The following is a 26,567-nucleotide window of genomic DNA, read 5'->3' on the forward strand; positions in this document are numbered from 1 at the left end:
TATGAAAAGTAAGGCATTTATTTTATCTATATTTGCATATTTTCTAATTGCGTTTTCTTCATACGCTAATATGTTTGATTGGAATGCAAAAAAGGTCGTTGATGCTAGTACTACTTCATGTAACTGTAATCAAGGACTTGCCGATTTAGTGGAAGAACTCATTCCTGCGGTTGTAAATATTTCAAGCGAACAAATAATCAAACAAGAAAGTAACAATAGAACTAAAATCCCTTTTATGCCAAGAAATAATTTCTTTGATGATTTTAGAGAATTTTTTGAGCATTTTGATCAGTTTTTTATGGATAGGGGTCCTAGTGTTAACAGAGAGGTGGTATTGCTTGGTTCTGGGTTTATTATAGATAAAGGTGGAACTATAGTAACCAATTATCACGTTATTAAAAACGCCCAAGATATCACAGTTACTATGAACGATAATACTTATTTCAAAGCAGAAGTTTTAGGCTATGATGCAAGAACTGATCTTGCTGTGCTTAAGGTTCATTCTAATAAAGATCTTCCTTTTGTTGCATTTGGTAATTCTGATACAGCAAGGGTTGGCGATACAGTTATTGCAATAGGTAACCCATTTGGTTTGGGTAGCTCTGTAAGCACAGGAATTATATCTGCAAGGTCCAGAGACATTAGTATCGGCACTATGAATGAATTTATTCAAACTGATGCTGCAATTAATAGAGGCAACTCTGGAGGGCCATTATTTGATTTAAATGGAAAAGTTATAGGCATTAACACCGCTATCTATTCCCCATCTGAGTCTGGCGGTAACGTGGGTATAGGCTTTGCTATACCATCTAATTTAGCTATGTCAATTATTGACACATTAAAAAGTGGCAAAAAAATAAAACATGGTTGGCTTGGTGTGCAAGTTCAGCCTATAACGAAAGAATTTGCTGAGTCTTTGGGTTTAAAAGATACAAAAGGTGCACTGGTTGCAAGTATAGTAAAGGATAGCCCTGCAGAAAAAGGTGGAATTAAGGTGGGTGACATATTATTAGAATTTGATGATAAAAAAATTGATAGAATGACACAACTGCCTCAAATGGTTTCAAGAACTGAACCTGGAAAAAAAGTACAAATTAAGTTACTTAGAAAGGGGAAAGAGGTCAATATTAAGGTTGTGATTGAAGAATCTGCAAATGATGGTCAAGGTAATAATCAAGAAGAAAATAAATCAACATCCGATTACATAACTGGGTTAACTGTTTCAAACCTGCCAAAAGAATCAAAAGAAAGTAATCCTACAAAAGGTGTGATAGTTACTAATGTAGATAGTAACAATAATGCCACGCTGCGTGGTATTAAAAAAGGAGACATTATTATCCAATTAGATGGAACCGATATAGAAAATACTAATGATTTTCAAAAACAAGTTGATTCAGCAGTAAAGAAAAACGGTAAAGATTCAATAATGTTGCTCATTTACCGCAATGGAAATCAGTTTTTTACTTCAATAAAGTTAAAGAAATAGCTGGCTTGCAGATTATTCTGTAAGGCAACATTTTGCGTTACTTCCTGTCACCCCCTCGACACTGGGATCTATCTTCTTTTTTTCTAGATTCCATCTTCACGCGCTGGAATGACTCCGAAGGGTGAGCGTGGTTATGCAAGAAGTTCTCTGAATTTGTATAGCCAGAAAAATCTTCATAAAATTTACTTCTTCTAAACTCTTCAACTTTCTTCTCATCATTTAGTGAACCATGTTTAGCAAAATATTCATCTGTCCTTTGAATATATAAACGAATCAACTCAGGAAAAGTGTAACCAACTTCATTGGAAGATTTTAAACATGTAATTGGCAATTTGTGTACATCTTTATCAGCTTTTTTAGGATCAATACATTCATCATTCCTTCTTAATATTGTATGTTGCTTGAAAAATTCTTCATATTCCTCAAAATCTTCAAAGATTTCTTTTTTTTGGTAATCTTTCCCTCTACCGTTTTGCTCTATTCTTTCTATTTTTGTCGCAAGCTGCGCTGGTTTGTTTAATCGTCTTGTCTCCCTCTCGATTGAAGTACATCATGTAAGGAGTAATTACATTGATAATTTTGTGTGTTTTCCAATGGCAACCAAAAATCTTTAGTACTAATTTGATTATCGGAGCAAGAAAAATTTTTAATTTCGCTATGAACCAAAAATAATAAAGAGACGCTTGTTTGAGTGAACTAGCAGCATTGCTAACGATACATCTCAAATGTATATCCTTATCTTTAAAATTTTTATGAACCTCTGCAGCTACATGTCCACCCAGGCAGTCCCCGAACAATATAATATCATCTGGTTTTATACCTTTTTCCAATAAGTGAGTTACAACTTCTATACCAGATTTAACTATATTGCTACGTATCAATGAGCTGTTTCTACTTAAGCCAAGTCCAGGATAATTAAAGAGATGCACAGTAATACCTTGATCTGTAGCCCAATCCTAGTTTTTGGTATAATCTTTGCTAGATTTTAACGCTCTATTCCCGCCAATAAAATATATTAGATGTTTTTCACTTTGATTATTGTTTTGATCTATATTTTTACCAGGAAGTGTTATTGTCTGGATTTTCATCCCATTTCGAGTTTTTATGAACTCTTCCTTAGTGTTCATTCTTTCCGTTGCTGTCATACCTTAATTCTCAATACATCAATTTCATAATACATAAAATCTTTAAAAGAGTAAATCCTCATGAATAAAATCAACTTTTTAAAATTCATTGAACTGCGCTTTCAAACGGTGGTGCCGGGATGTGAGTATAATGATTATCAGTACATAAAAGTCATAGCAGACAGGCTGAAAGCAGCGAATGCTGGCGAAGTAAGGCGCATAATATTCAATATGCCTCCGCGTTCAATGAAGTCCATGTGCATAAGCGTTGCGTGGCCCGCATGGATAATGGGAAATCAGCCAACTGCAAGAATAATAGTTGCAAGTTATTCTCGGCTGCTCAGCGAAAAGCACTCGCTTGATACCAGGTGCATAATGCAATCTGATTGGTATAAAGAGCTATTCCCAGAGGTAAAATTATCCAAAGACCAGAACACTAAATATAAATTCCAAACAGTGCAGAGAGGATTTAGAATCGCAACATCAGTTGGAGGGACGTTAACAGGTGAAGGTGGTGATTTTATTATTGTGGATGATCCGCTTAACCCTACCCAAGCTTTGAGTAAAACGTTTAGAAAGCGTGCCACAAACTGGTTCGATCAGACTTTGGTAACGAGGCTCAACGATAGGAAAAAAGGAGTAATTGTGCTTGTTATGCACAGGCTGCACCTGGAAGACTTAACTGGGCACCTCTTATCTAAGCCAAAAAACATATGGCATCACATTTGTTTGCCAATGATTTCTGAAAAAGTGGAGATAATCGACTCAATTACGACACAAGAAAAAGGTTTATATTCAAGAGAAGAGAATGAGTTATTATATCCCCTGGAGGGAGGAAGAGAAGAAGTTGAGATGATAAAAGTTGAACTTGGGAGTTACGCTTTTGCTGCTCAATATCAACAAAACCCCCTGCCGCTTTCAAGTGGTATAATAAAACAAGAGTGGCTAAAGCGCTATAGAAATTTTCCTGATAATCCCTCATATGTAACGCAAAGCTGGGACACTGCAGTTTCAACAAACGATTCCAGCGACTTTAGTGTCTGCACCACCTGGGCAAAAATAGATAATAAATTCTATTTACTTGATGTATATCGAGCAAAGCTTGAGCATCCAAAGCTTAAAGAGCAAGTTCTGTCACTAGCTGCAAGATGGGCACCACACGCAATTTTGATTGAAGCAAAAACGAGTGGTCAGCAATTAACACAAGAGCTAAAGGCAAATAGCGATCTACCGATTATTGAAATAGTGCCACACAATGACAAACTCACTCGATTTTATCAAATTGTTCCAATTATAGAGTCTGGCAGGGTTTTTCTGCCACAGCAAGCGGTATGGCTCAGCGATTTCGAGTACGAAATTTTAATGTTCCCAGAAGCCCGTTATGATGATCAGGTGGACAGTACGGTGCAATATCTGCAATGGATGAGAAAAACTAACACCAGTGCTTTCAGGGTCAGGGACTTTGGCCCCAACCCTAATAAAACGCTTGGGTGGCTGAGAACGGTGGATTAGGTACAACCGCTTACAAAAACTCCTTTTTTTCTCGTGCAAATAGTTGCTCGGACTTAGGAGAATCTACCTTAGAACTTATAAGAAAGCCATCACTAATTTCTTGATCACTAAAGAGCTTTTGAAGTAAGCATAATATCTCCTCAGTAGAATCTGATTGTACTTGCTCCATCTTCTCAGGAGGAAGAACTGAGCACACTTGCTCTTTTGCCTTAGGATTAGAAAGAAGTAAGCGCACCTCTCTCTTATCAACATAAAGTAAGTATAGTAACTTCTCGTACCCAAGAGGCAAAGAGCCGGAGACTAGCTTCTTCTTCATCTTAGGAGAAAAAACTTTGTATAGTTCCTCCTTCTGGTGCTGGTTTAGTCCACCTGGCACGCCTTTATGCGTAGGAGAAGCCGGGTTTGTGAATAGATTTTGAATAGAACTTGATAATTTACTAAGCATATTTCCAAGTTTATCACCTATTGACAGGTTCTGCGGTGACCCTAAACCACTCTCTTCAGAACTTGTAGAAGCGTAACAACTAACTCCTCGTCCTCTAAGGACCTCCCAAAATAAGACCACTTGCTTCCTTGCGCCAGGAGAAAGATCTACATATATTTTATTTTGCTTATCAGGAAAAAAAAGAAGTGAGCATATTTCCTGCTCCTCAAGAAGAAGAGATGAGAGTAGTCGCTCAATCCCCTCAGGACTTGAGTGTGATTTTTTCACTTTTTCAGAACAAGCTAATATTATTAGCTCCTCCCGTCTCCCAATAGGCAAATGTAAGCATAGATTGCGTATCATATCAATAGAAAGAGGTAAAGATAGTACCTTCTGCATTCCAGGAGAAAAAGATGAGAATGTTTCCTTATCAAACTGCAGAACATCTTTTGTTGCTTTACCGTTAGACTTACTATGCCTTATCGACAAGTCTCTAAAAAATTGTTGAATTTTATTTTGTTTCTTCGGAGATCCACCACAAGCCCCTTGTACGCTTTTATCAGTAACTTGCTGTTTTTCAGGTTCCACACTAAAAATGCTCTCCTTACCTTTAACACTTGGAGAATCTGCAAAAACCCCAAGACTTGAGGACATTAAATCATTCCTTGTCGTAAGAAAAGAAGTCGATGATGGCAAACACCAAGTACTATTCCCTATTGACGTGCTTTCATTAGCACCTTTCCATGATAAACCACTAAGTCCTGGTACAGGAAGTTGCAGTGGCAGCTGCCATTTATTTCCGGATGTGCCTTGTGATAACCGAGAGTCCATTGGCTGAGTCCAAGTACTAGTACTTGCTTGCACATTTTTAGCAGCACCTTTCCATGATGAAGGTCCACTAGAACTCAACTGTGTCGGTGGCTGGAATCGTGGAACACTAATATCACTACTTTGTGCATAAAAAAACGGTAATGACCAACGTTCCATTGGCTGAAACGAAGCACTAATCCCTGCTCGCACATTTTGAGCAGCACCTACAGATTGCACTGATGAAGATGGCCCTTGAACAACACAACTAACTGCAGTAGAACTCAGATGTGACCGTGGCGGGAGTTCTCCACTCGTTCCAGGAACATCTAACGGGTCTGCAGGGAGCAACAGAACTTCTTTACGATCCTCGCATGGGAGAATCCTTTAATGCTACATTCTGACTCCGCGAGGGAAACTCCCATTCCATATCTGACAGTTCAGTCGATGGCCCTGGATCACCACTTGAAGAATGTGCAACAGAATCCTTAGGTTTCGGAGGTGAATTACTATCATCACCACTATCTCTGTCTTCTTGCCTTTGTCTAGGCGGTGTTCTTAGTCCACTCGGTCGTACATGTATAGGAGAATTGAATGGCGACTGCACAGGCGACAATGCTCGAAAATGAAGCTCAGGGTCAATGGCCAGTTTATGGTCTTTGTTGATTACAGAGCTTTCTATTATTTTAGTTATCACACAGTGAGAAATTTCTTTATTAGAAAAGTCTATGCCATATATCCCACTGCTTCCATTTATTGGTAATTCTGCTTGAACTTTACTATAAAGATTATTAAATACAGCATAATTGAATGCATAATTTAGTTTAAGAGCTTCTTCACTTGTTAATACCCTAGGCTCTCCATTATCTAATACAACAGGTATAAGAATTTTAGCTGTTTTTTCATTTAAAGGGAAATTACGAATAAAGCCAGCCACTATCAATCCTGTTGATTGATCAATAAATTCTATTATCAAATCTTTAAATGCTTTTACTTTACTATAATTTTTACTATTATCCTGGAGACCCATACCTTTAAGCCATGCAACATGCCGTGTTACACTATCAATAAAACGAGCGTCATCAAAAACATCCTTGATATATACACTATTGCCTTCAACCTTCAGAGACTTCTTAAAAACACTCCTATACCCATATCTATTCTCCATCCTTGATAAAAACATGCCCTCAAATTGCTGACGTAATCCTTTATTATCAAATTCACCACACCATAAATACTTTTTCTTGTCGAACGTTTTAGCAGTTATATAAATTGACATATCTTCTTGGACATCTTTTTTAAGTGAAAAAGCCAAATGAGACTTAAAATTAAAAATCACGCCCTGATTTATAGGTGCCTCAAACTTAAACCCATGCTGTTTATCCCAAGACCAGTCTCCTTTACTGATATTAAACGGAAAAGAATTAACATCAAAAATTAGCTTAGCTGTATCCAATATTTCTGCATCATTACTTTCCTCAATGGCGTAGAATTCACGTATTATCTTCCTTTTTATACTGTCCAGATAACTGCTACACTGATACTTATACATACCTTTATCAAATGAGACTACGATATAGTCCTTCTTGCCCTTGCTTTGGAGCGTAAAATTAGTTTTAACTGTATTACGAGCATAATTATGTACATTAAAAGCACTAACCAATGCTCTTACTGTTTCTCTATTAGGCATACCAACCTCCACATTTTTAAATTACAACAACTACCCTTTACTTACGTTCCATAGGACTACCAGACTGCTTAAACTGATGCTTCCTTTCTTCTATTTTCCTGGCTGTATCACGATGATCATCAAACCTTTCTTTTTCCACCGAAAGTAATTTTCCACCACCTGGTGCTGTATTTTCACGTTTCCACTTTTCAGCATCAAAACCTTTTTTATCATTACCACTATGCATATTTACTTCCAAGTAAAAATATTATGTAACTAATATACTAAAAATAAATTGTAGTGCAAGCACTTTTTTATATTTTTTAGTATAAATTTTATTCGCTCCTTTTTCATAAAACTCAACTTTCAAGATTCCATCATCACGCGCTGGAATGACAAAAAAAGACGCTGAATGACACTCGTGTTTCTTTATGTCATACCAAATACCATAGGATATCATCCTAGAGCTATAACCATAAGACGTCATCTCAGTGCCCTCTTCTTGTCATCCCAGTGTCTGGGCACTGGGATCTAGCTACCCTATTTACGATGTCCTTCTACTGACTGAGTTTTTACATGTTCATCAACTTTTACATCATCAGTAAATCTTCCTGGTGGTTGAGCATTACTTACAGAACTTTCATTCCCAGGACCATTCCAAAAACCAACTGTAAAATCAAATCTCTCAACAAATTGCTTTTTAGCCCCTATATTAGAAGCAGATTTTTCTATAGCACTCCCACTAGCTTGATTAGATTGCTCTAGAGCTTTTCCGTTAGAAACAGACCCTGGAGTAGGTTGATTTGGAGTGCTTACGTAGGTACTTAAATTTCTATGTCTTCTCCAATCACTATCGCATCCATAAGGCTCCCCTATCACCTGCCCCGTCTCCGTTACAGGCTGCTTTGGAAGTTTCGGTGGACACACCTCTTTCTTCGGTTCCGCTTTTTTCTTTTCTTCCACTTTTGGTTTTGTTTCTTTTATCTCGCGATTTTCATTAACCTCTTTAAATATAGGAGGCATTATAGGTTTTGGTAAAAGATCAAGTTCTGGTTTGCTCAGAACAACCGGCCTTACAAATCCGGGTGAAATTTCAAAAAGGGAAACTGGCACTTTAGGTTTTTCTCTTTCATCTACCTTCATTTCTACGTTTTCACGAACTTCTTTAATTGCTTCTTCCTTTAATGATGTTTTTTCTGCTTTTTTATCTTCTTCTGTAGATGCCTCTACTATAGCTGTTAGTTCGACTCCAAAAATCTCAGCAAAAGCTGTGATAGCCAATCCAACCAGGAACATCTGAAGTTTCAATTTTAGTCCTCTCAGCGCTTCCAATCTTTCTAGTATTGCCATTTCCTCTTCCGGAGATAAACCACCACCGAATAATTTTTCTTCCAATTCTTTTATCTCTTTGTCCAACCTCTGATCGAAACTTAAATCGCGTGCAAAAATCTTCTTGATTAACTTCTTAAGCTTATTACGCAAAAAATTAATTATCGTAGCAATCAGGTTTTTTTCCTTCTTCTCCTTGAGCATTTGGTAGATTTTCGGATCATCTACATCTACTTCAAAGAGGTTGAAGAGAGGTTCAAAGAAACTCCAGAAATCTCCCAGTGGTTTTTCACAATCGCAGTAGCCCTCGTCACCATCTTCGATATGTAGCTCTGCTTGAGATGATATTTCATCGATACAACTAGAAGCCTGACGCTCACACTCGAGCCTTCTGAGCAAATCTTGTCTGTCAAGCTTCTCTATAGCTGCTTTCAGTTCATTTAACTTCTGCTCCGCAGAGAAATCTTGCTCCCTGATTTTTCCTTGGAAGATCGAGCTACCGTTTTCGTTATTATCTGAAAAATTTTCCATTATTTTTGTCCCCTCAATAAAATTACTGTCTTTATTGTTACCTGAAAAGCTTTCTACCATTTTTACTCCCTTCATAAAACTTAATAATTTAATTCTACAGTACTAAATATTTAAGAAGTGTTAACGTAAAGATGTCAATAAAATTATTTATATTTTTATACTATATGTATTCTATCATACGCCATTTAACCTTTCAATAATATTTTTATTCTTGCTGCTTTTTCAAGCTTTAGCATGCGCTTTCCTTCTTATTAATGTTCACTTTTGCCTCTACCACTACTTTTTCTTGTAAAGTATTTGATATAAGTTTTATTATACTCTCTAGCATAACTTGTGCAACATATTGTATTCAGAGTGTATTGAACGAGCCTGAAAGGCTGATAAACGAGTATCAACAAAGACTGTCAGAAAGCAAAGATAAAGGTTACTATCCTACGTTAGATATATCTTAGCCACTTAAGTAGGGTTGGGCCTGACCCTGAAAGCACTGGTGTTAATTTTTTCACCCATTGTAAATACTGTACTATCCACTGTGGCGAGCTTCCGGAAACATTAAAATCTCATACTAAAAGCCATACCGCTTGGTGCGGCAAAATAACCCTGCCAAATCGGAACAATTTTGAGTGAGCTTATTATTGTGTGGCACAATTTCAATAATGGGTAGATCGCTATTTGCCTTTAGCTCTTGTGTTAATTTGCTGCGAACAAGCTTGCGTAAAATCAGTAAATGGAACATCCTTAATAGTCTCGATTGACTCTGTAGGTACATTACCATTTTTCTTAAAACCTTTATCTTCTATAGCTTCCAGAACACTTTTTCCTCCCAAAAGACAGTTTTCTCCTAAACTTTTCTTCTCAGCTTTTAACTTGTTAAGCCTTGCTTCGCTCTCATCATCAATTTCTACTTCTATTTTATTACCACCTTCCTTACTAGGACTTAGATAAATACTAATCTCTCCTACCTCAGTGGTAAAAGACATTTTAATGCTACTTTCTAAGACATCTGTGTAATTTCTTTTTCCATCTTTTGTACCTTCAACTCTTACTATATTCTCCCCAATTTGAATTATGCCAACTTTTAAATTTAACTCTTTAACTTTTTCATGGTTTAAGATTTTCGCAGGTTCAATAATACTATCTTGTGAATATTTCATATAAAAACATTGATTATCTATCTTCACTGCCTCTAGCTTCCCCTTTTGAGCTTGTCTATCTCTGCCTACAATACCTTCATATGCTATACTTATTAGCTTGTTTTCAATTTCTCCACATTTCTCACCGGGATTACGTATATAATCAGATCTATAATTTTGTGCTAGCTCAGTATCGCTACCGCTGGAGAAAAATTCTTCTTTTGCTTTCCCACCTTCTAACAATAAATTACTAGTGATGCTTTCTATGATGTCTAAAGCTTCATCTTTATCTTCATCGTCTTGGTCGGTAATATCATTAACCCTCCCTATATACTCTTTGGTTCCATCGCGTGGTTTCACACGATTACTAAGAACACCTTCTATTTCTTCAAGTATTAAACTTGTTACAGTTTCTTTATCACCTTTTTCATTGTCATTTTTATCATCATTACAAAGATTATCACTTGAACTATAGTTTGAATCTTCTTCTGTGTTACAATCACTCAATTTAACAGACTCTATCTGACTATCATCACCAGAGCTATTTGAACAATCATTACTTTCACCTACCGAACCATCAGGTGTTGTCGGATTCCCTTCATTTTCATGAGAATCATCTAAATCATAACCCAAATCCTTAATAGCTTGACGGCACTCACGTTCAGTAACATATTCAAATGGAGTCTTTCCACTTTGATCTTGCACATTTGGATCAGCTTTTATTACTCCTAAAAAATACCTTATACCGCCAATATCGTTACGTTCAGCAACGTAATGTAACAGAGTTTTTCCATTTCGGGTTTGTGTATTTGGATTAGCTCCTGCTCCTAGAAGAAACATTATATATTGAGTATAATTGTAATCGCCTAATAAATTGCTATTGCTTTCTAACAAATTTAAAATGCCACGTAATTCTTCATTTAAATAATCTAACGGAGTTTTTCCATCTTGGCCTTTTGTATTTGGATCAGCTCCTGCTTGTAGAAGAAACATTATATGTTGAATATAATTGTAATCGCCTAATGAATTGCTATTGCTTACTAACTGATCTAAAATATCACGTAGATTTTTAGTGTTTGGTGACTGATCTGAAATATCATATAATTCCTTATTTAATCCCTTGTTTGGTACCCCACCATTCATATTCTATAACCATTACTCACTAATTCTTCAGTGATTACCGTAATACACAGGTAAGTCAATAAAAAAATACCCTTTTTCTTCTTCAGTTCTAAGAAATTGTCAAAAGTCTCAAAAAGATGAGTTAAAATAAAAAGAAGAATAGTGGAAGTTTAGTTGTTTACACTTTCATGCTATGCCCATAGCATCATATATTACTTAACCTTGCAATAATTTTTTTATTCTTGCTGCTTCTTCAAACTCTAAATTTTCAGCATGCTCTATCATTTGCTTTCTCAAGTCATCCTTATTAGTATTTACTTTTGGTTCTGCTATTGCCCTCTCCTGTAAGGTGTTTGATATAGGTTTTATTATAGTCTTCGGGACAATATTGTGCAATATATTATGTTCTTCTTGTTTTTTTCTTCTTCTTTCAGTCTCTCTTAATGCACGATCTAAAGAACCAGTGATTTTATCTGCATACAAAATTACTCTACCTTCAGCATTACGCGCAGCACGACCGATCGTTTGAATGAGCGATGTTTCTGATCGCAAAAATCCTTCTTTATCAGCATCTAAAATTGCAACCAAACCACACTCTGGAATATCAAGACCTTCCCTAAGCAAGTTAACACCTACTAAAACGTCAATTTCTTTAGATCTTAATTTACATATAATTTCTATTCTCTCCAGCGCACCAATATCAGAATGCAAATAACTCACTCTCATATTTAATTCACTCATATATTCAGCTAAATTTTCAGCCATTTTTTTTGTCAGTGTAGTGATTAAAACACAAAATCCCTTTCCTATTGTCACTTGTGCCTCATGAATTACATCATCAATTTGACTCTCTATTGGTTTCACAATGCAGATTGGGTCTGTAAGCCCTGTTGGACGGATAACTTGCTCTATAAATACGTTATTGGTTTGTGCTAACTCATACTTTCCGGGAGTAGCTGAAATGTAAATAGTCTGCGGCCTAACTTCCTCCCATTCTTCAAATTTTAATGGACGGTTATCAAAAGCAGAAGGAAGCCTGAAGCCATAGTCAATCAATTTCTTTTTACGTACCTCATTACCACTGTACATCGCACCAATCTGAGGAACGGTGACATGACTTTCATCAACAAACAAAATTACATCTTTGGGTAAATATTCAAACAAAGTAGGCGGTGGATCCCCAGCTTCCATTCCATAGAGATAACGCGAATAATTTTCAATACCTTTACATATTCCTGTTGTTCTCATCATTTCAATATCAAAATTAGTGCGTTGCTCGAGGCGCTTTGCTTCAACAATCTTGTTTTGCAAGTAGTAATAATCCAAGCATTCATGCAGCTCTTTTTTGATTAGCTCAACTGTCTGCAACAGAGTCTCAGGTGATGTAATGTGATAGCTGTTTGGAAAAATGGTGATTGTATTTAGGCTTTTGGTAATATTACTCGTTATAGCATCAATTTCAGAAATTTCTTCTATTTCATCACCAAGCAGCGATAAACGCCAAGCTTTATTTTCATAATAGGCAGGAAATATATCGATAATATCGCCACGCACTCTGAAATATCCTCTCTCAAACCTGGTATCAGAGCGCTTGTATTGGAGATCAGCTAAGTTACTCAAGAAATCATTAACATGAATTTTATCTCCAACACTTAAAGATATAGTCATGCTGCGGTAGCTTTCAGGCGAACCAAGACCGTATATGCAAGAAACACTGGCAACTACGATCGTGTCCCTGCGCTCCAAGAGGGAGCAGACGGCAGAATAACGCAGCATGTCAATTCTGTCGTTGATTGCAGAGTCTTTTTCGATATAAGTATCAGTTTGCGGCAAATAAGCTTCGGGCTGATAGTAATCATAATAAGAAATGAAATATCCAACAGCATTATTGGGAAATAATCCTTTCATTTCCTCATAAAGTTGTGCTGCTAAGGTTTTATTGTGTGCCATGATCAGCGCAGGTCTGTTTGTCCTTGCTATAACATTTGCCATAGTGAAAGTTTTCCCAGAACCAGTAACCCCAAGTAAAACTTGGTCTCTTTTATTGCTATTTAGCCCCGCAATTAAACTATCGATTGCCTGCGGTTGATCTCCAGCGGGTTGAAAATGTGTAGTGATTTGAAATTTCATAGACTTTACTTACTATCTTTGATTCATTGCATAGTGAACACTATATTGCTTTTAAGATAAGTTGTATAGCTATAAACTTTCCGTAAAGGCATAAAACATTAACCAACAATAGACTTCTTGCATAACCATATAACAAACTTTTATTGGGAATAGAAACGAAAAACTTCCTTGACAAACTCCGCCAGCCCCCTTATCATGAAACTGAAGCTATTTCATTTAACTTCACAATCTGTGCAGATTAAAACGACAAGAAAACTTGTATTTGGCGTACTATGCTTAATTTTTTACACGATGACACTCTCGCATATAAACTCACTACTTTCATTTGTTTCTTTCTCTCTATTTTCTTTTTTTCTCTTTATCAATCTCTCTATCAGTTGCCCGTATACATCCGATAAGCGTTTATCTGCTAACTCATCAGGCTCATATCGACAAGTTACAGTTAATACCTTTTTTCTCATTGTTTCTCCTGTAAATATTTTTATAGTTCGGGCACTCCTTTTTTCCATAAATCCATTACTCTTCCGAAAAAGACGCAACTGTTAACCTTCGTTTTGTTTTACTTTTATGCACAATTTTGGAAACACATAGCTGCATCCGCTATCTTTCATCAATTGAGCACTCTCCCAAATCATTAAATAATTGTGCCTTTTCCCTCAGCTCTGCCAACGGTTTTCTCTCTAATGACAACACCTCCTTTTCCACCATTTCCTTCCTTTTCTCAATCAACTTCCATAACCTTCTGCTTCGCTACTAACTCTCTCATTATTTCCTCACTATTTGCCACATATGCTAGATCTATTGGTGTATATCCTTTTTGGTCTCTCGCATTTACTTCTCCTCCTCCCTCTAATATTGCTCTCACGTTCCCTATTTCCCTCATAAATACTGCTTCATGTAGGGGGGTCCTTCCTATGTAGTTCCCAGTATTAACATTTGACCCTGCTTTTATTAACTCCCTTACCGTCTCTTCATATCCCATTAGGCTCGCATAATGTAATGCCGTATTTCTCTTACCGTTTCTAGCATTTACATATGCTCCTTCTTCCAACAGTACTTTTACATTCTCTACCTTTCCATAGAATGCTGCTAGGTGTAATGGTGTTTCTCCGCTATTGTTTTCTATATTTACTTTTGCTCCCTTTCTTATTAGTAACTTTATATCAGAAAGGTATGCTGCTAAATGCAACACAGTGTTACCATCTTCTCCTCTCTCATCTATTTTTCTAAATGAATTCTCCTTTAATTTTTCCAGTCTTTTATTTAAATTGAACATTTTAGTTACCCCACTATAAAAACATACATAAAGTCGCCAATTTGGCTCACTTCAGTGCAAGATCAATTTCTTATGTTTACCTACACCTACCTAATTTATAGCTGTTTTGGCATGGAAAAGTAACTTCTTTTTTTCAAAAAACACACATTTTTACCGAATGTTAATGTAATATATGAAGATATAAATATAAGTATTTAGCGTATTAAACATATAACTTGCGTCTCTTCCCAACTTCTGTTTAAATGACGACGTTCGTGCCATGTTAGTACACCTGGGTAAAACACTAAAATGTAATTTTCCGGTTCATGTATTGCATCCTTTTGTTTTGAATCTAAATCGCTTTCATAATGAATATTGTGTTCTGCTAAACTATATCTTGTAATCCTCTGACCAGTAAAATTCTCTACCTTGTAATGATGAGTAACGCTAAATCTTTCTAAAATTGGCTTGTACTTTAAGTTCCACAGTTCTTCAGACAGTTTACTACTTCCTAGTAAAAATTTACTTCCTTTTTCTTCCACACCACCAACTGGAAAACATGCGTTTATTTTTCCTAAACTCCAACTGTCCGATAATACTATCTGCGCTTTAGCAAACTTAATCTCAGGTAATAAGCTCTGTGGTAGAGGATATAACGTTTTTAAATTATTCCACTGATGACTTCTTTCATAAATACCGTTATAATTCTTTGTGTGAGGCTCGGTTTCTCCAAGGATTGCTACATCTAGCCTATACAGATCATTACTTAATGCCTGCTCATAATGATCGCGTAGATAGTTTTCTACAATCCTAATAACTGGACCATGAGACATGAAAAAATTTACTCTTCCAAATGACAACACTGGCCTATCTTTTTCTATTTTTACCCCTGAATAATCCGATAACAAACTGCAAAAAAAACTTTCATCTAAAATAAATCTTCCAATATTATAGTGGTCATTGAAAAGCCTCATTAGCTGTGATCTTGCAGGTAATGATAGTTTTGCTAGTTCTACTACTGCATCAACAAAGAAGTCTTTTGGAACATCTTTTATCCCTATCTGTAATTCAAAAAAGTGTTCTCCGGGTGGCTCTTCAATAATTGTAATATCTTCTATATTTGCCCATTTTAATGCTATTTTTAGTAACGCTGGTGTTCCTCTTAAACGCTGAAATTCTACCCCTTCTTTTATCGCTCTTCTTTTCTCTTTTGCCCAACGCAGAATCTCTTCTAACCCATATTCCTCTATTATCCACGGCAATACTTTTTCCCCTGGGCTAAATTTAAATCCTTTTACACAGCTTGGGTTTACTTTGTAATCGATTCCATCAATCAGCGCTTTTTCTTGCTTTGTTGCGTTTGGTGGTAATAGCATTAATTCAACTCAACATTTAAACTTTTTAAGAAAGCACACTCATTCCCCAGTACCACAACATGCTCTCTTGGCTCGATTAATTCCACGTTTTCTACCCCATCCACAAACAGGTTGGCTATAATCCATGATTTCGTTACTTTCCATCCTAATCTTTTCGTTGTTTCAAATTTTTCTATAAATTGCTTCTTCACCGTTTCAATAATATCTGGTCTTTTAATGCTAATTTTACTGTGGATATCTATTTCTATAATATTGCAACTTACCACTTCAATTGTATCTGTTAAAATCCTCACATCCTCCCTGTTTAGCTGATTTCTGACAATTTCTAGTAATTCTTCTGGGGGTATGCCAGTTGTGGATAATTCTGTGGATAAGATTGAAACTTGTACTTTTCCTGGTACATGTGATTCTACTAATGCATCTTTTACTCTCGTATCTGCTGATAATGCATAATACCGATAATTTCCTCCTGTTGACCAGCCAACTATCTTTGCTTTAATCCTTTTCCTAAAACGTTCGTCATCTTCTTCTTTTTCTCTTTCAACTCCGTAAAATTCAGCTAAATTATCAAGATCGTTTCCCGTCGCAAACTTAAGTAAATTACTTTTTACCGCTTCGTTTATTCTTTGTCTCACCAAAAGCTCTCTCCAGGCTGCCACTTCCAAAATCTTTATTGCTGGATCATTTTCTACCAATGCTGTGAAACTTGAGTCTCGACGTATCAACTCCTCCTTCATACGTGAAAAGATTTCTTCGAAGTTCAGTGGCTCAATAATGTTAGGCTGCTCCATCTTTATACCACAACTCCATCAAAGCGAATCTTTTCCCCATTTGGTAGATAAATCCCATCCAAAGAAATTGTGACTTTCCCTTCTTTTACCTCTGTAATTTTTACCTTTTCCAGTTTGAGCCTCTTTTCCCATTTCTGCAATGCCTCAGCGGTTGCTGCGTAAATTTCTAATGTAAAATCACGATTTACTGGCTTATCTACTAATTCAAATAATCGAGAACCATACTCTCTTCTCATAATACGTGATCCAATAGGAGTGGTTAAAATATCAGTAATTGATTGTTTTAAATGTTCCAAATCTTCTAATTCCTTACCTGTTTCAGCACTCATTCCCTTCATATCTTTATCCAGAAAAAACGCTGCTACTTCCGCTCATTACCTTAAATCCACAGGAAACTGTATCTCCAACTCTTCCTATACCATGACCATTTGCAAACACTGTTTTTGACCCTTGTGCCATTACCTTACCTTCTGTAAAACTATCTCCTTGCCGACAAACTGGTCTTCCGTTTACAAATATATCTCTGCTTCCACTTATACAAAAATGCGGCAACGCTTCCCCGCAGTGATCTCCTAGGCATATAACTGATTTATTCATTCCTTTTTCTAATTTAGATTTATTCTTTGTGCCTTAAGTTTTATTCCATCCTTTGTCATCTCTACGCTTGATCCTTCTACTTTCAACGTTATTTTATCTACTACATCAATCTCAAGATGATGATTCTCCTTGTCGTACGATAATTTTGTTCCATCTTTAAATACTACACTACTTACTTCTTTTTTACTTTCCGGAGGAGGATACTTTTGCTGATATATTGCCGGTAACACCACCCCTAATGACAACTCTCCAAATGGCGATAATACCATCACCTGCTCATCAATATCTGGGGAAAACCAACTTCTATCTTCTCCCGTTCTTGTTGTTATCCACGGCAACCAATCGGTCAAAATTCTCCTATTTTTACCCGCACTCTCGCTTTTTCATAGTCTACTTCTTTAACTAGACCTATACGAATAATGTTCGCTAGCCTTCTATTTAGCTCTGCAATGGCAAAATTATGGTCCAACATTTTCCCCTACACTGATGATATGCGGTATAATACCAGTTTCTAACCACATTGATTGACCTATATGTAGCTCATGAGTCCACTCCACTAACCACACAAGGTATGCATCCAACTCTGGCTTAAAATCGTCTACTTCCGCTGATAAAAACTCTCCAGGTGCAATATTTTTCACGTTCCAAGTATTTTTACTTACAACCCTTGCAACTTCCGCTGCCAGTGACCTTACCACTACCTGAGAATCTTCAACTGTTCCATCAACTACAATTCTCGCTTCAAATCTTGCCCTCAACGCTAATTCCTCAGTCCCCGGATCTTTTCCTGGCTCTAAACTCACAAGCTCTACAAACACTGCTGGCGCTATTATTTCCCGACGTTCTGTTGGATACATTTCGCACGTTTGTATTGCTGGGATTTCTTCCCTGAGCTTATTACAGATTGCTTGATATAAATTTCCCCAGAACATTATTTCATATAACTCATTTGCTAATCAAAATACTTCTCAAATACTCTTTCTACTTCATTATCAACTAACTCTTTCATTATTTCCCGAGCTTGCGTGTTTACTTTAATTTCATCTATTGGTAACGGTGTCATGTACCTTCTTTTGAATATTCCTATATGACCATTTTTCATTGTTGCTATAAATGCTCCTTCATACGTACGGCTTCCTACCTTTGCTCCTATCTTTGTCTGTTTTATACTCCCAAGTTTTGCTACTCCTATCCACTGCGAACTCAGCTTCACTACTGACCATAAACGCTTTCTATTTGCTTTATCCACACTTAACTTTTTTCTCATTGCTTTTTTTGGTATTTGTTTTGCTTGTTTGACAGTTTGCGATCTTACCCATAGTACTGTTTTGTTTAATGCACTCACCGCTGCTTTTTCCACTTTTTTCCTTTCAGCATCTATACTTTGTATAATACTACCGGTAACTTCAACGTTAATACGCATTCACACCCCCGATGCTTGAATTTTCCACAATACTCCTGAATTGTCCCTAAGCGGCAGTGAATGTACTTTGTATCTACGGTTACCAATAACAAAAGTATCTCCTACCATTGGCTTTAATACATCAAACACACTTACTTCTAAAGTCAAAATTTCTCCTACAAATTGTCCTTCACCAATTCCATATAATTTATCTGGCTGTTGTTTTAATACCTGTACCATGTATGACTTATCCCTTGATTCATACAAAGCTTGCTCTCCCAGATGTGTAAAACAATCTGCAAATAATCTTTTTATTTTTTCTTGCATATTTTACCTTTATGCACTAATCTCTACATGGACGCTAAGAAGGGGCATACTGGTAGAGCATTCTCATGCCTCACCACTTTTATAGTTGCTCTACCAGTATTGTTATGCTGCAACGACTTTGATTAATGTTCCTGGAAGATGGCACATTGGTAAAGGATTTGACTGAGTATGTAAATCGGTCCCTCTATCAAATCTTCTTGGCTCTTGTTTTGCATATAATGGCTGTCCTAGGGTATTTACCGTCTCATTAAAGTCCGCTGGCGCAAAGTAAGTAGTAAATGTGCTTGCTGTTCCTAGTGAAAAATAATGTCCTGTATCTTTTTCTATAAACCTTCTCACAATTCCTTCAGGATCGGTTGCTTGTCCTCTGTACTCCTCAAATGTTATTCCACAGAACGTAAATCCTGATCTCATATCGTTCCTTAGCGCTGCTCCTTCTTGCCATCTCTCGTATGCTTATTTTACTTTGGTATGAGAAGTTAAAGCGTCAAAAAACTCAGGACTTACCAGCGCATGAATCCCGGTCATGTACTCACCACTTAAGTTATCCTCAACATGACGCAATACTTCCAGACACTTACGCTTTACATCAGTTGTTGCTGTTCCCAGTGCAAAATTTACTACCTTTGGCGTAATTTCAAATTCGTTGTAAAGGTTTAATAACTCTGACCCATTTGCATCAAGAATGATTCCCTTCAACGCCCCCATCCGCAAATGTTCTAACGTTATCGCGTGTTTGTTTCTCATCAACTCCAGGTGATCTGTTACTACACTCGCCAACGCTTTCAGTTCATTCTCTGACCCAAATGCCCTTATCCCTTGCACTTCCTCAGGTAACACTACGTCATCATGGGGAATATGCGGAATCGTAAATGTTCTTATTTTTCGTTTTCCCACTTTTGCTTGCGCTCCGGGAACTTGCGTTGGTAATAAAGTTAAAACTCCGTGGTGTTCTTCTATCGTAATATGACGAAATCTTACTGACCTACTTGGAAATAAATTTAAATTTTCTGTTCGACCATAATTTATCGGCAATATGTTTATTGCTTTAGTTAATTCCGTCATACTAAATGCTGGATTTGTAAATGGATTTTGCATGTTTTTCCCCCTTTAATGCTGTGTGTTTTAAGTTGGTTTTGCTCTTCAGTTGAGCAGTTTTAAACTCCCTTACGAATGATGATGCCACGTGCTTCAAGTTGCTTTATTGCTGCAGTTTTTTGCTCTTCTGTTATATTTGCTGGCCACACCACTGCATGATCTGCTAGCATTGCTATACGTGTATGATTACTGCTTTGGTTGCGTTTACATCACTTGTTATTACACCTATCGCTGTTTGCGTTCCATCCGTGGCTGCTGGATTTATAATCTTAATTACGTTATCCTTATCACAACCAACAACCGTACCAAGCTTCAGGTTTTGCCCCTTTGCTACTGTTATTTGGTCTCTTGAATATAGATTTGATGCCTCATACTTTAATAGGTCACCAAGGTTATTTTGTTCAGTTATACAACTCATAAATGTTTCTCCTTAATTGTTTTACCGCCGCTTTTGTTAGTGTTATATACGGCAGTTGTTTTACCGCGGCGTTTATTATTGCTATATTCCGCGGTAAAAGATAGATTGCTTATAATTGCCTATTCTGGCGTGTTTTGGCCACTTGCATCATTAAATCTTCTGATGAACTTTGTGGTATTGTGCTCAGTATCTCTGTCTTCTTCGTTCTCTCCGCCAGTATCGACATTAATATTTCCTGTGCTTGCTTTGCATTTACATCCTGCTCGATAAATTCTCCTATTTTCTCTGGCATCTTTGATAAATTACATAATCGTATTACCTCTAATACTTCCGTGCGGCAGCTCTCACACCCTAAACATCTTCCTTGTTCAATTAGATCATCAATATCTATTGCTTGTTCTTTTATCTCAGTTTTAGTCATATTACTCCTATAATTGTCAATAAATTCTGAAAATGTCGTAATTCCATCAGCAAGTCCTATCTCTATTGCTTTCTCGCCAAAATATAGCCCTGCTTCTGTTGATTTGATTTTTTCCGTTGAAAGATTTCTGTTTCGTGCTATGAGCTGGACAAACATCTCATATAGGCGGTCTACTTCCTCTTGTAAGCTTTCCACACTTTCAGATATTATTTGCTCATGCGGATTTAAATCGTTTCTTCTCTTTCCTGCAAATACTGTGGTATATTTTATCCCTTGCTTTTCATCAAACCCACTTTGATCTATATGACTTGCTATTACTCCTATACTTCCCACTCCTGATGTTCTACTCACAAATACCTTTTCAGCGCTAGAAGCTATAGCGTACGCTGCAGAATATGCATCATCATTTGCTATCGCTATTATCCTCTTTTTTCCCCTTGCACTGTAAATAAAATCAGCAAGGTCAAACACTCCATTGACCTCTCCTCCAGGACTGTCTATATCCAACAGGATTGTTTCTATATCACTATCTTCTATTGCTTGTGTAATTTGTGCTTCTATTTGATTATAGGAAGTCATTCCAAAAATATCATCAAAAGTTTCTGACTTTTTTGTCAAGATTCCATGTATCGGTATTATTCCTCTTTCACTATTTCTTACTGCATGTTTTATATTTTTAAAGATAGGCTGCTTTCCTGTTTGTAGTGACAGTAATTCAAAGCTCCTTGGTTCTACCATTACACATCTGTTTAGCCATATTGTTTGTTGTTTCATATCACCTCTTGATTGGCCGTAACGTCAGAATCAAAACTTAAGCCCAGTTCACTTGCACGTCTTTGATCTTCAGCAATTTCCTGCTCAATTTCTTCTACATCGTAACCCATTTCTGATACTACTTCTGATCGACTCTTAAATCCATTTCTTACTGCCATTTGCTGTGCTTGCTGATCTTTTAGCGGATCGACCCAATCAAATCCCTGTGGTATCCATTTTACTTCTTTTTTTGCTCCTTCTTTTCCCTTTGTCCATTCTTCACCTATGTCTAGCTCTCCAGAAAGTAGTGCTAACTCTAACCACCTATCCCATACAGGACGGCAAAACTGAAATACCATAATGTTATGCTGTAACATCGTGCACCTCCTGCGAAACTCTATCAATCCTGCTCGAATGGATGAATAATTAACGCCTGTTAAATCTCCTGTTAGCTGTTCATATGTTATCCCTGTACCTATTGCTATTGCCCTGAGTTGCTGTCTCATAAACGCTTCATAACTTCCTCCTACATCTGACGGCTCTGAAAATTTTATATCTTCTCCTGGGTCTAAAAGCTGCATTGTTCCAGGTTCTAGGCCAGATAGTGCTATTCCTTGCTCATTACTTTCACCTTCTCCCATGATATTTGCTTCAGGATCAAGTCTCGTAATAAACCCTGCAAACATCGCTGCTGTTTTCTTTCTTACCAGCTCTGCATCGTCGTATTGATCAAGCTCATAGAGCTTTAGCAGTATATTAGAAAGCCATGGCTCTCCTCGGATCTGACCAGGTCTTAGTGGTCTATAAATATGTAAAACATCATTTGCTGGCACTCTCACTGACTCTCCAAATGAGCCTTCTCCTGGATGTTCTCTAAATAAGTAATATGCCTCTCTTTGCCCAACCCTGTTAAACTCAATCCCGTTTCTTATTACATTACCATTTGCTAAAGTTTGATTTGTTTTATTATCTAAGTGTTCAGATTCAAGCACTTGTAATTGCAACGGTACACACAGACCATCTCCAGGTTTTCTTGTTCTTAACCGTATGAAACATTCCCCGCCTTCTATCATGCTCCTACAAACCAGTGCTTGCAGTCCATAAAAATCATTTACTCCACTACTGTCTGCTTCATCTGTCCATCTCAGCCATAACTCTTGCACTCTTTTCCGAAACTCTGGATCTTTAGCTTTTGATTGCGGTTTTATTCCTGTTCCAATCGAGTTACTTACTATTGTATCAATGATATTTGCTGCATATGGATTTTTTCTTACCATATCACGAGAGCGGCTACGCAAGTGCTCAAGGCTTTGAGAGAGTAAATTATTTATGCTTCCCGTTTCTCCTTGCCAATACATTACCCTTCTTCCTGAGCCAGATGCATCCCAGGCTGAGCTTTTGATTTTTGGCTTGCTAAATAGTTGTTTGAATGATTTTAGTAACATTACAAAACTCCCTTGTTAGTAGCAAAAATAATTTTCCTCTTCGGCTTCATTCCAACAATCTTTAGTTCAGCCTTAATACGTTGTCTTAAGCTTAGTAAATCATTTATATCTACTTCGGCATATCTTACCACATGGTCACCATATGCAATTGATACTACTCTTTCGCCACTTTGCAGCTTCTTTATTGCTTGTTCAACCTGAAACAAATACTCTTCGTTATACATTTTCCAACCACTTACTCTGTCTCACTTTTTTAGGTTTTTTACTTTCTGGTTTTTCACTTAAACTACTCCATTTAACCTCTTGCCATCTATCAATCCCCAATGCTATCGATGCTGCTCTTGCGTAAATTCGGCAATCTAGTACTTCATTTCTTTCTCTTACCTTTTGCCACTCCTGTTTGGTATAACCTTTCACTACCTTGCTGACTAATTGCTCTGCCGTTAGCTGTTTAAAATATTCAGGTGTATACTCGGGAAAATGACAATATCCTGCTGGTACTTTCTCTTCTTCTTTTAAAACATTAAGTAATTGAAAAAGTTCTGACTTTAATATTGATACTCCTACTGGCCATAACTTTATTCCTCTTTTTAACTTTTGACCACCAACTGTTATATCTACTCTGCTTGGGCTACTAAGTGGCACTAGCGCTTTATTTACACCTTTCACTGCCATTACTCTTCCAGAGCCCTGATGACCTCTTACCCAGTTGTATACTTCCTGTGTTGCATACCCAGCATCAACCGCCATCATACTTATCATATATTCAAGACCATTTTCACCGATAAAATGATGACTCAGAAGCTCTGAAAGCTTTTTCCATACTTCTCCACTTCCTGTATCTCCTTCAAATACTCGGTAGTCTATTGACCAATTTTCACGGCTTTTTCCCCATGCTACAACTTCTACTTCTAAACGATCTTTTTGGACATCTACTCCTGCAGTAAGTACCACTTCTCTCCTAGGTACTGTGCCTACGGGAAAAAATTCTCTCCTGTTAAATAATTGCTTCCAATCTGGTACTTCTCCCTTATCTACCCAGGTTTCTCCAAGCGTTGTGTTGATCCAAACTTTCAGTAATTGTTCACTTTCTTTTGCATGCAAAAAATCTTCTACTGCTTGTTGCCAACTATACCATCCAACTGGGCTATAAAGACTTGAAAGATGAAATCCTTTTTTCTCACCTTTCATTGGATTAGTAGGCCTCCATTCTCCACATTCAAGCATCTCTGTCTTTTGATGATTTTCTATCTTTTCACCACATTCTATACATATATAGTGTGCTGTTCTTGAGTCGTTATTTTCCCATTTTATTTGTGACCACTTTAGAACTTGATAGTAATTACAATGCGGACATGGTACAAAAAAATATCTCTTATCTGTTGCTTCAAATTCTTTCTCAATTCTGCTTATTCCATGAATCGTTGGTGTTGATACTAAAAAAATCTTTCGCCTTGCAAATGTATTGGTACGAGCTATGCTGAGAAAACTGGATCTCCTTCTCCTCCTGAATCTCCAGGGTAAGCATCTATTTCATCAAGAAAGAGATACTTTACTGGCATAGATCTAAGTCCTACACTGCTATTTGCTCCAGTTATTACTACTATTTCACCTGGAAATTCCTTACTCTGTACAGTATTGCCTGAATCTCTTGACCTTGGGTCTTTTACTTTACTTTTTAAACATGGCGTACTCTCTTTATTTCCTGCTTCTGTTCCTCCAATCTGCGCTCCCTTCATAAATACTACTTTTTCAGCCTGTGAAGAAGGAGATAGTGAATCCATGATTTCTTTAAGGTATGGTGTTCTCTCCGTTCTCCATTTACCTGGCTCTGATGCTGCAGTTGCTGCTAGAACTCGATACTCATTTGCCCACTCTGACACCTTAAGTTGTGGATCTGGTCTTAAACCTTCAGAAAAAGATGTGGCGTATATCATATCGCTAGCTCTTCACCATCATTAGATGATATTTCCACATCACTTAAAACGGAACTGCACTCACTTGTTTTCTCACTTTCGAGTTCAGTAAACATTTTCTTTTCCAGTGCTTCTTCCATGTACTTCTGAGTTAAATTACTCATTGTTATTGCAGCTATGAGCGCAACTATTCCCACCATTACCGCAGCTACGATGTTAGGGTAAATTCCTACTATCGCTATTGCGCATACTGTTATAGAAACACAGATGATATTGTTATATTTCTTTATTTTTTTACCTGCTATTTTCCTTTCTTCCAAATATTTGTTACTCAGAACGTGAAACGTTGGAAAGTTCTTCTGTCTTCCAAATAATACTATTTCCTTCTCTTTACTCAGTAGTTTTATTAATTTTGCGTTGTTCGTTATTATTGCATACTGAAAGACATCTGTGGCATCTGCTCCTCTCTTTAGCAACAAATTGACTACGCTAAAGTGACCTTGCTTTGCAGCAACATAAATTCCCGTTTTTCCACTCTCATCTACAGCATCTATTTCAACTCCTTCATCTAGAATACTTTCTATTAGGTCTTCATATCCTTTTCTGGCAGCTAAATGAAGCAAACTGTTTTTATCAGCTCCGTATCTATTACTTACTAAAATCTTTACTATATCTAATCTATTTGCTTCTTTCGCATAACAAAATGGTGTTTTGCCATTATCGTCTTTAATCAAAGGACCTATATCTTCTCGAGTTAGTAATACTTCTACTGTTTTAAGTCTTTCAGCATAATGTAATGGTGTTTTATTTTCATAGTCTTGTAAATTAACTACAGCATTAGGAACATTTATTAAGCATCTTACAATATCTAAACATAAGTCTCTTTCGTCATAATTACTACTACTTATAGCTACGTGCAAAGAAGATAATTTCATTGCATTTCTGCCGCTACCAGCTACATTGACATTCGCACCAAGATTTGAAAGTAGCTTTACTACTTCTAGCTTCTTATTGTTTACTGCATAATAAATTGCTGCATGATTTCTCATGTCAAGAACATCTTTGTCCGCATTTCCTTCTCTAATTAAAATTTCTACGATTTCTTCATGCCCAGCTCCTGCCGCTAAGTGTAAGGGTGTATGTAGTAAAGCATTCTGCTCATTAACATTAACCCCTTTGTCGAGTAAAAACCTTACAGCACTTGCTTCATTCAACATCGCAGCTAAGTGAAGTAAGCTATCTTTCTCTGATCCATATTTATGATTGATTAGTGCTTGTAATATTTCTTCTCTTGCACAATCCAGCGCACTTTTACCATCATCATCAGTGATTAGTGGATTAATATTTTTCCTGTTCAGTAAGAGAGCAACCATGCTAAGCTCGTTAATTTCTACTGCATAATGCAGCGGTGTCTTTCCATTTAATCCTCTAACATTTACATCCACTCCCGGTTGATTGATGAGACACTTTATTAATTCTAAACTTAAGTTGGCAGTCATTA

General features: G+C 36.9%; 25 protein-coding genes and 4 pseudogenes. 2 read left to right on the top strand and 27 right to left on the bottom strand.

Translation table 11 applies throughout. The features are described 5' to 3' along the window. Position 1: 1 nt before the first annotated feature. A complete protein-coding gene (locus tag AAGD91_RS04825) occupies positions 2-1,486 on the top strand; it encodes a DegQ family serine endoprotease (protein ID WP_341820817.1) in 1,485 nt (494 codons plus the stop codon). Positions 1,487-1,523: 37 nt separating this feature from the next. Here AAGD91_RS04825 and AAGD91_RS04830 read toward each other — a convergent pair whose 3' ends face one another. The 3 genes from AAGD91_RS04830 to AAGD91_RS04840 form a co-directional block, all read right to left on the bottom strand. Further along, entirely contained in the window at positions 1,524-1,817 is a 294-nt protein-coding gene (locus tag AAGD91_RS04830; RefSeq protein WP_341820818.1) for a hypothetical protein, read from the bottom strand. A gap of 133 nt (positions 1,818-1,950) precedes the next feature. Beyond that, positions 1,951-2,415: a hypothetical protein gene (locus tag AAGD91_RS04835; RefSeq protein ID WP_341820819.1), complete on the bottom strand. Its 465-nt coding sequence runs from the start codon at positions 2,413-2,415 to the stop codon at positions 1,951-1,953. A gap of 27 nt (positions 2,416-2,442) precedes the next feature. Continuing rightward, the gene (locus AAGD91_RS04840; protein WP_341820820.1) at positions 2,443-2,631 is read right to left on the bottom strand and encodes a hypothetical protein; all 189 of its coding nucleotides are present in this window, start codon (positions 2,629-2,631) and stop codon (positions 2,443-2,445) included. A 60-nt stretch (positions 2,632-2,691) separates the two neighbouring features. Between AAGD91_RS04840 and terL the strand changes: the two genes are divergently transcribed. Then, positions 2,692-4,122 carry a phage terminase large subunit gene (gene terL / locus AAGD91_RS04845; RefSeq protein ID WP_341820821.1) on the top strand — a complete coding sequence of 477 codons (1,431 nt, stop codon included), beginning with the start codon at positions 2,692-2,694 and terminating at the stop codon, positions 4,120-4,122. A gap of 10 nt (positions 4,123-4,132) precedes the next feature. Here terL and AAGD91_RS04850 read toward each other — a convergent pair whose 3' ends face one another. From AAGD91_RS04850 to AAGD91_RS04965, 24 genes and pseudogenes are all read right to left on the bottom strand, one after another. Then, a complete protein-coding gene (locus tag AAGD91_RS04850; protein ID WP_341820822.1) occupies positions 4,133-5,593 on the bottom strand; it encodes a hypothetical protein in 1,461 nt (486 codons plus the stop codon). 121 nt (positions 5,594-5,714) lie between these two features. Continuing rightward, positions 5,715-7,043 carry a hypothetical protein gene (locus tag AAGD91_RS04855; RefSeq protein ID WP_341820823.1) on the bottom strand — a complete coding sequence of 443 codons (1,329 nt, stop codon included), beginning with the start codon at positions 7,041-7,043 and terminating at the stop codon, positions 5,715-5,717. Positions 7,044-7,080: 37 nt separating this feature from the next. Continuing rightward, entirely contained in the window at positions 7,081-7,269 is a 189-nt protein-coding gene (locus AAGD91_RS04860; RefSeq protein ID WP_341820824.1) for a hypothetical protein, read from the bottom strand. A gap of 21 nt (positions 7,270-7,290) precedes the next feature. Then, positions 7,291-7,509 (bottom strand): hypothetical protein, encoded by a 219-nt coding sequence (locus AAGD91_RS04865; protein WP_341820825.1) that lies wholly within the window; start codon positions 7,507-7,509, stop codon positions 7,291-7,293. Positions 7,510-7,562: 53 nt separating this feature from the next. Next, entirely contained in the window at positions 7,563-8,942 is a 1,380-nt protein-coding gene (locus AAGD91_RS04870) for a hypothetical protein (RefSeq protein ID WP_341820826.1), read from the bottom strand. A gap of 608 nt (positions 8,943-9,550) precedes the next feature. Further along, positions 9,551-11,158 carry an ankyrin repeat domain-containing protein gene (locus AAGD91_RS04875; RefSeq protein WP_341820827.1) on the bottom strand — a complete coding sequence of 536 codons (1,608 nt, stop codon included), beginning with the start codon at positions 11,156-11,158 and terminating at the stop codon, positions 9,551-9,553. A gap of 195 nt (positions 11,159-11,353) precedes the next feature. Next, positions 11,354-13,267: an excinuclease ABC subunit UvrB gene (gene uvrB / locus AAGD91_RS04880; RefSeq protein ID WP_341820828.1), complete on the bottom strand. Its 1,914-nt coding sequence runs from the start codon at positions 13,265-13,267 to the stop codon at positions 11,354-11,356. A 284-nt stretch (positions 13,268-13,551) separates the two neighbouring features. Beyond that, entirely contained in the window at positions 13,552-13,776 is a 225-nt protein-coding gene (locus tag AAGD91_RS04885; RefSeq protein ID WP_341820829.1) for a hypothetical protein, read from the bottom strand. Positions 13,777-13,988: 212 nt separating this feature from the next. Further along, a complete protein-coding gene (locus AAGD91_RS04890) occupies positions 13,989-14,543 on the bottom strand; it encodes an ankyrin repeat domain-containing protein (protein WP_341820830.1) in 555 nt (184 codons plus the stop codon). Positions 14,544-14,737: 194 nt separating this feature from the next. Then, a complete protein-coding gene (locus tag AAGD91_RS04895; protein WP_341820831.1) occupies positions 14,738-15,898 on the bottom strand; it encodes a phage tail protein in 1,161 nt (386 codons plus the stop codon). Continuing rightward, positions 15,898-16,689 (bottom strand): baseplate J/gp47 family protein, encoded by a 792-nt coding sequence (locus AAGD91_RS04900; protein ID WP_341820832.1) that lies wholly within the window; start codon positions 16,687-16,689, stop codon positions 15,898-15,900. Before AAGD91_RS04900 ends, AAGD91_RS04895 begins: the two co-directional genes overlap by 1 nt. 2 nt (positions 16,690-16,691) lie before the next feature. Then, the gene (locus AAGD91_RS04905) at positions 16,692-17,027 is read right to left on the bottom strand and encodes a GPW/gp25 family protein (RefSeq protein WP_341820833.1); all 336 of its coding nucleotides are present in this window, start codon (positions 17,025-17,027) and stop codon (positions 16,692-16,694) included. Positions 17,028-17,031: 4 nt separating this feature from the next. Then, positions 17,032-17,286 carry a PAAR domain-containing protein gene (locus tag AAGD91_RS04910; RefSeq protein ID WP_341820834.1) on the bottom strand — a complete coding sequence of 85 codons (255 nt, stop codon included), beginning with the start codon at positions 17,284-17,286 and terminating at the stop codon, positions 17,032-17,034. An 8-nt stretch (positions 17,287-17,294) separates the two neighbouring features. Then, positions 17,295-17,758 (bottom strand): annotated as a pseudogene (locus AAGD91_RS04915) (phage baseplate assembly protein V). Then, positions 17,745-18,218, bottom strand: a complete 474-nt coding sequence (locus AAGD91_RS04920; protein WP_341820835.1) for a hypothetical protein — start codon at positions 18,216-18,218, stop codon at positions 17,745-17,747. The pseudogene AAGD91_RS04915 and the gene AAGD91_RS04920 overlap by 14 nt, the downstream one beginning before the upstream one ends. A gap of 20 nt (positions 18,219-18,238) precedes the next feature. Beyond that, positions 18,239-18,709: a phage tail protein gene (locus tag AAGD91_RS04925; RefSeq protein WP_341820836.1), complete on the bottom strand. Its 471-nt coding sequence runs from the start codon at positions 18,707-18,709 to the stop codon at positions 18,239-18,241. Next, entirely contained in the window at positions 18,710-19,015 is a 306-nt protein-coding gene (locus AAGD91_RS04930) for a hypothetical protein (RefSeq protein ID WP_341820837.1), read from the bottom strand. Positions 19,016-19,117: 102 nt separating this feature from the next. Continuing rightward, a pseudogene (locus AAGD91_RS04935) lies at positions 19,118-20,113 on the bottom strand (major capsid protein). Positions 20,114-20,172: 59 nt separating this feature from the next. Next, positions 20,173-20,531, bottom strand: a pseudogene (locus AAGD91_RS04940) (head decoration protein). Positions 20,532-20,640: 109 nt separating this feature from the next. Next, entirely contained in the window at positions 20,641-21,726 is a 1,086-nt protein-coding gene (locus AAGD91_RS04945) for a S49 family peptidase (protein ID WP_341820838.1), read from the bottom strand. Next, positions 21,723-23,150, bottom strand: coding sequence for a phage portal protein (locus tag AAGD91_RS04950; RefSeq protein WP_341820700.1), 1,428 nt, complete (start codon positions 23,148-23,150; stop codon positions 21,723-21,725). Before AAGD91_RS04950 ends, AAGD91_RS04945 begins: the two co-directional genes overlap by 4 nt. Beyond that, positions 23,150-23,374, bottom strand: coding sequence for a gpW family head-tail joining protein (locus tag AAGD91_RS04955; protein ID WP_341820699.1), 225 nt, complete (start codon positions 23,372-23,374; stop codon positions 23,150-23,152). The genes AAGD91_RS04950 and AAGD91_RS04955 overlap by 1 nt, the downstream gene beginning before the upstream one ends. After that, positions 23,367-25,087: pseudogene (locus tag AAGD91_RS04960) on the bottom strand (phage terminase large subunit family protein). The gene AAGD91_RS04955 and the pseudogene AAGD91_RS04960 overlap by 8 nt, the downstream one beginning before the upstream one ends. Beyond that, positions 25,084-26,565 carry an ankyrin repeat domain-containing protein gene (locus tag AAGD91_RS04965; RefSeq protein ID WP_341820839.1) on the bottom strand — a complete coding sequence of 494 codons (1,482 nt, stop codon included), beginning with the start codon at positions 26,563-26,565 and terminating at the stop codon, positions 25,084-25,086. Before AAGD91_RS04965 ends, AAGD91_RS04960 begins: the two are co-directional and overlap by 4 nt. Positions 26,566-26,567 lie beyond the last annotated feature (2 nt).

Source organism: Wolbachia endosymbiont (group A) of Myopa testacea, from assembly GCF_964027115.1.
GTDB lineage: Bacteria > Pseudomonadota > Alphaproteobacteria > Rickettsiales > Anaplasmataceae > Wolbachia.

Bases quoted from the DNA above. Each gene is read 5' to 3' on its own strand.
- AAGD91_RS04825 (WP_341820817.1), top strand. From the start codon at position 2: ATGAAAAGTAAGGCATTTATTTTATCTATATTTGCATATTTTCTAATT.
- AAGD91_RS04840 (WP_341820820.1), bottom strand. From the start codon at position 2,631: ATGACAGCAACGGAAAGAATGAACACTAAGGAAGAGTTCATAAAAACT.
- terL (WP_341820821.1), top strand. From the start codon at position 2,692: ATGAATAAAATCAACTTTTTAAAATTCATTGAACTGCGCTTTCAAACG.
- AAGD91_RS04855 (WP_341820823.1), bottom strand. From the start codon at position 7,043: ATGCCTAATAGAGAAACAGTAAGAGCATTGGTTAGTGCTTTTAATGTA.
- AAGD91_RS04860 (WP_341820824.1), bottom strand. From the start codon at position 7,269: ATGCATAGTGGTAATGATAAAAAAGGTTTTGATGCTGAAAAGTGGAAA.
- AAGD91_RS04865 (WP_341820825.1), bottom strand. From the start codon at position 7,509: ATGACGTCTTATGGTTATAGCTCTAGGATGATATCCTATGGTATTTGG.
- AAGD91_RS04870 (WP_341820826.1), bottom strand. From the start codon at position 8,942: ATGGTAGAAAGCTTTTCAGGTAACAATAAAGACAGTAATTTTATTGAG.
- AAGD91_RS04875 (WP_341820827.1), bottom strand. From the start codon at position 11,158: ATGAATGGTGGGGTACCAAACAAGGGATTAAATAAGGAATTATATGAT.
- uvrB (WP_341820828.1), bottom strand. From the start codon at position 13,267: ATGAAATTTCAAATCACTACACATTTTCAACCCGCTGGAGATCAACCG.
- AAGD91_RS04885 (WP_341820829.1), bottom strand. From the start codon at position 13,776: ATGGAAAAAAGGAGTGCCCGAACTATAAAAATATTTACAGGAGAAACA.
- AAGD91_RS04890 (WP_341820830.1), bottom strand. From the start codon at position 14,543: ATGTTCAATTTAAATAAAAGACTGGAAAAATTAAAGGAGAATTCATTT.
- AAGD91_RS04895 (WP_341820831.1), bottom strand. From the start codon at position 15,898: ATGCTATTACCACCAAACGCAACAAAGCAAGAAAAAGCGCTGATTGAT.
- AAGD91_RS04900 (WP_341820832.1), bottom strand. From the start codon at position 16,689: ATGGAGCAGCCTAACATTATTGAGCCACTGAACTTCGAAGAAATCTTT.
- AAGD91_RS04905 (WP_341820833.1), bottom strand. From the start codon at position 17,027: ATGAAGGGAATGAGTGCTGAAACAGGTAAGGAATTAGAAGATTTGGAA.
- AAGD91_RS04910 (WP_341820834.1), bottom strand. From the start codon at position 17,286: ATGAATAAATCAGTTATATGCCTAGGAGATCACTGCGGGGAAGCGTTG.
- AAGD91_RS04920 (WP_341820835.1), bottom strand. From the start codon at position 18,218: ATGTTCTGGGGAAATTTATATCAAGCAATCTGTAATAAGCTCAGGGAA.
- AAGD91_RS04925 (WP_341820836.1), bottom strand. From the start codon at position 18,709: ATGCGTATTAACGTTGAAGTTACCGGTAGTATTATACAAAGTATAGAT.
- AAGD91_RS04930 (WP_341820837.1), bottom strand. From the start codon at position 19,015: ATGCAAGAAAAAATAAAAAGATTATTTGCAGATTGTTTTACACATCTG.
- AAGD91_RS04945 (WP_341820838.1), bottom strand. From the start codon at position 21,726: ATGAAACAACAAACAATATGGCTAAACAGATGTGTAATGGTAGAACCA.
- AAGD91_RS04950 (WP_341820700.1), bottom strand. From the start codon at position 23,150: ATGTTACTAAAATCATTCAAACAACTATTTAGCAAGCCAAAAATCAAA.
- AAGD91_RS04955 (WP_341820699.1), bottom strand. From the start codon at position 23,374: ATGTATAACGAAGAGTATTTGTTTCAGGTTGAACAAGCAATAAAGAAG.
- AAGD91_RS04965 (WP_341820839.1), bottom strand. From the start codon at position 26,565: ATGACTGCCAACTTAAGTTTAGAATTAATAAAGTGTCTCATCAATCAA.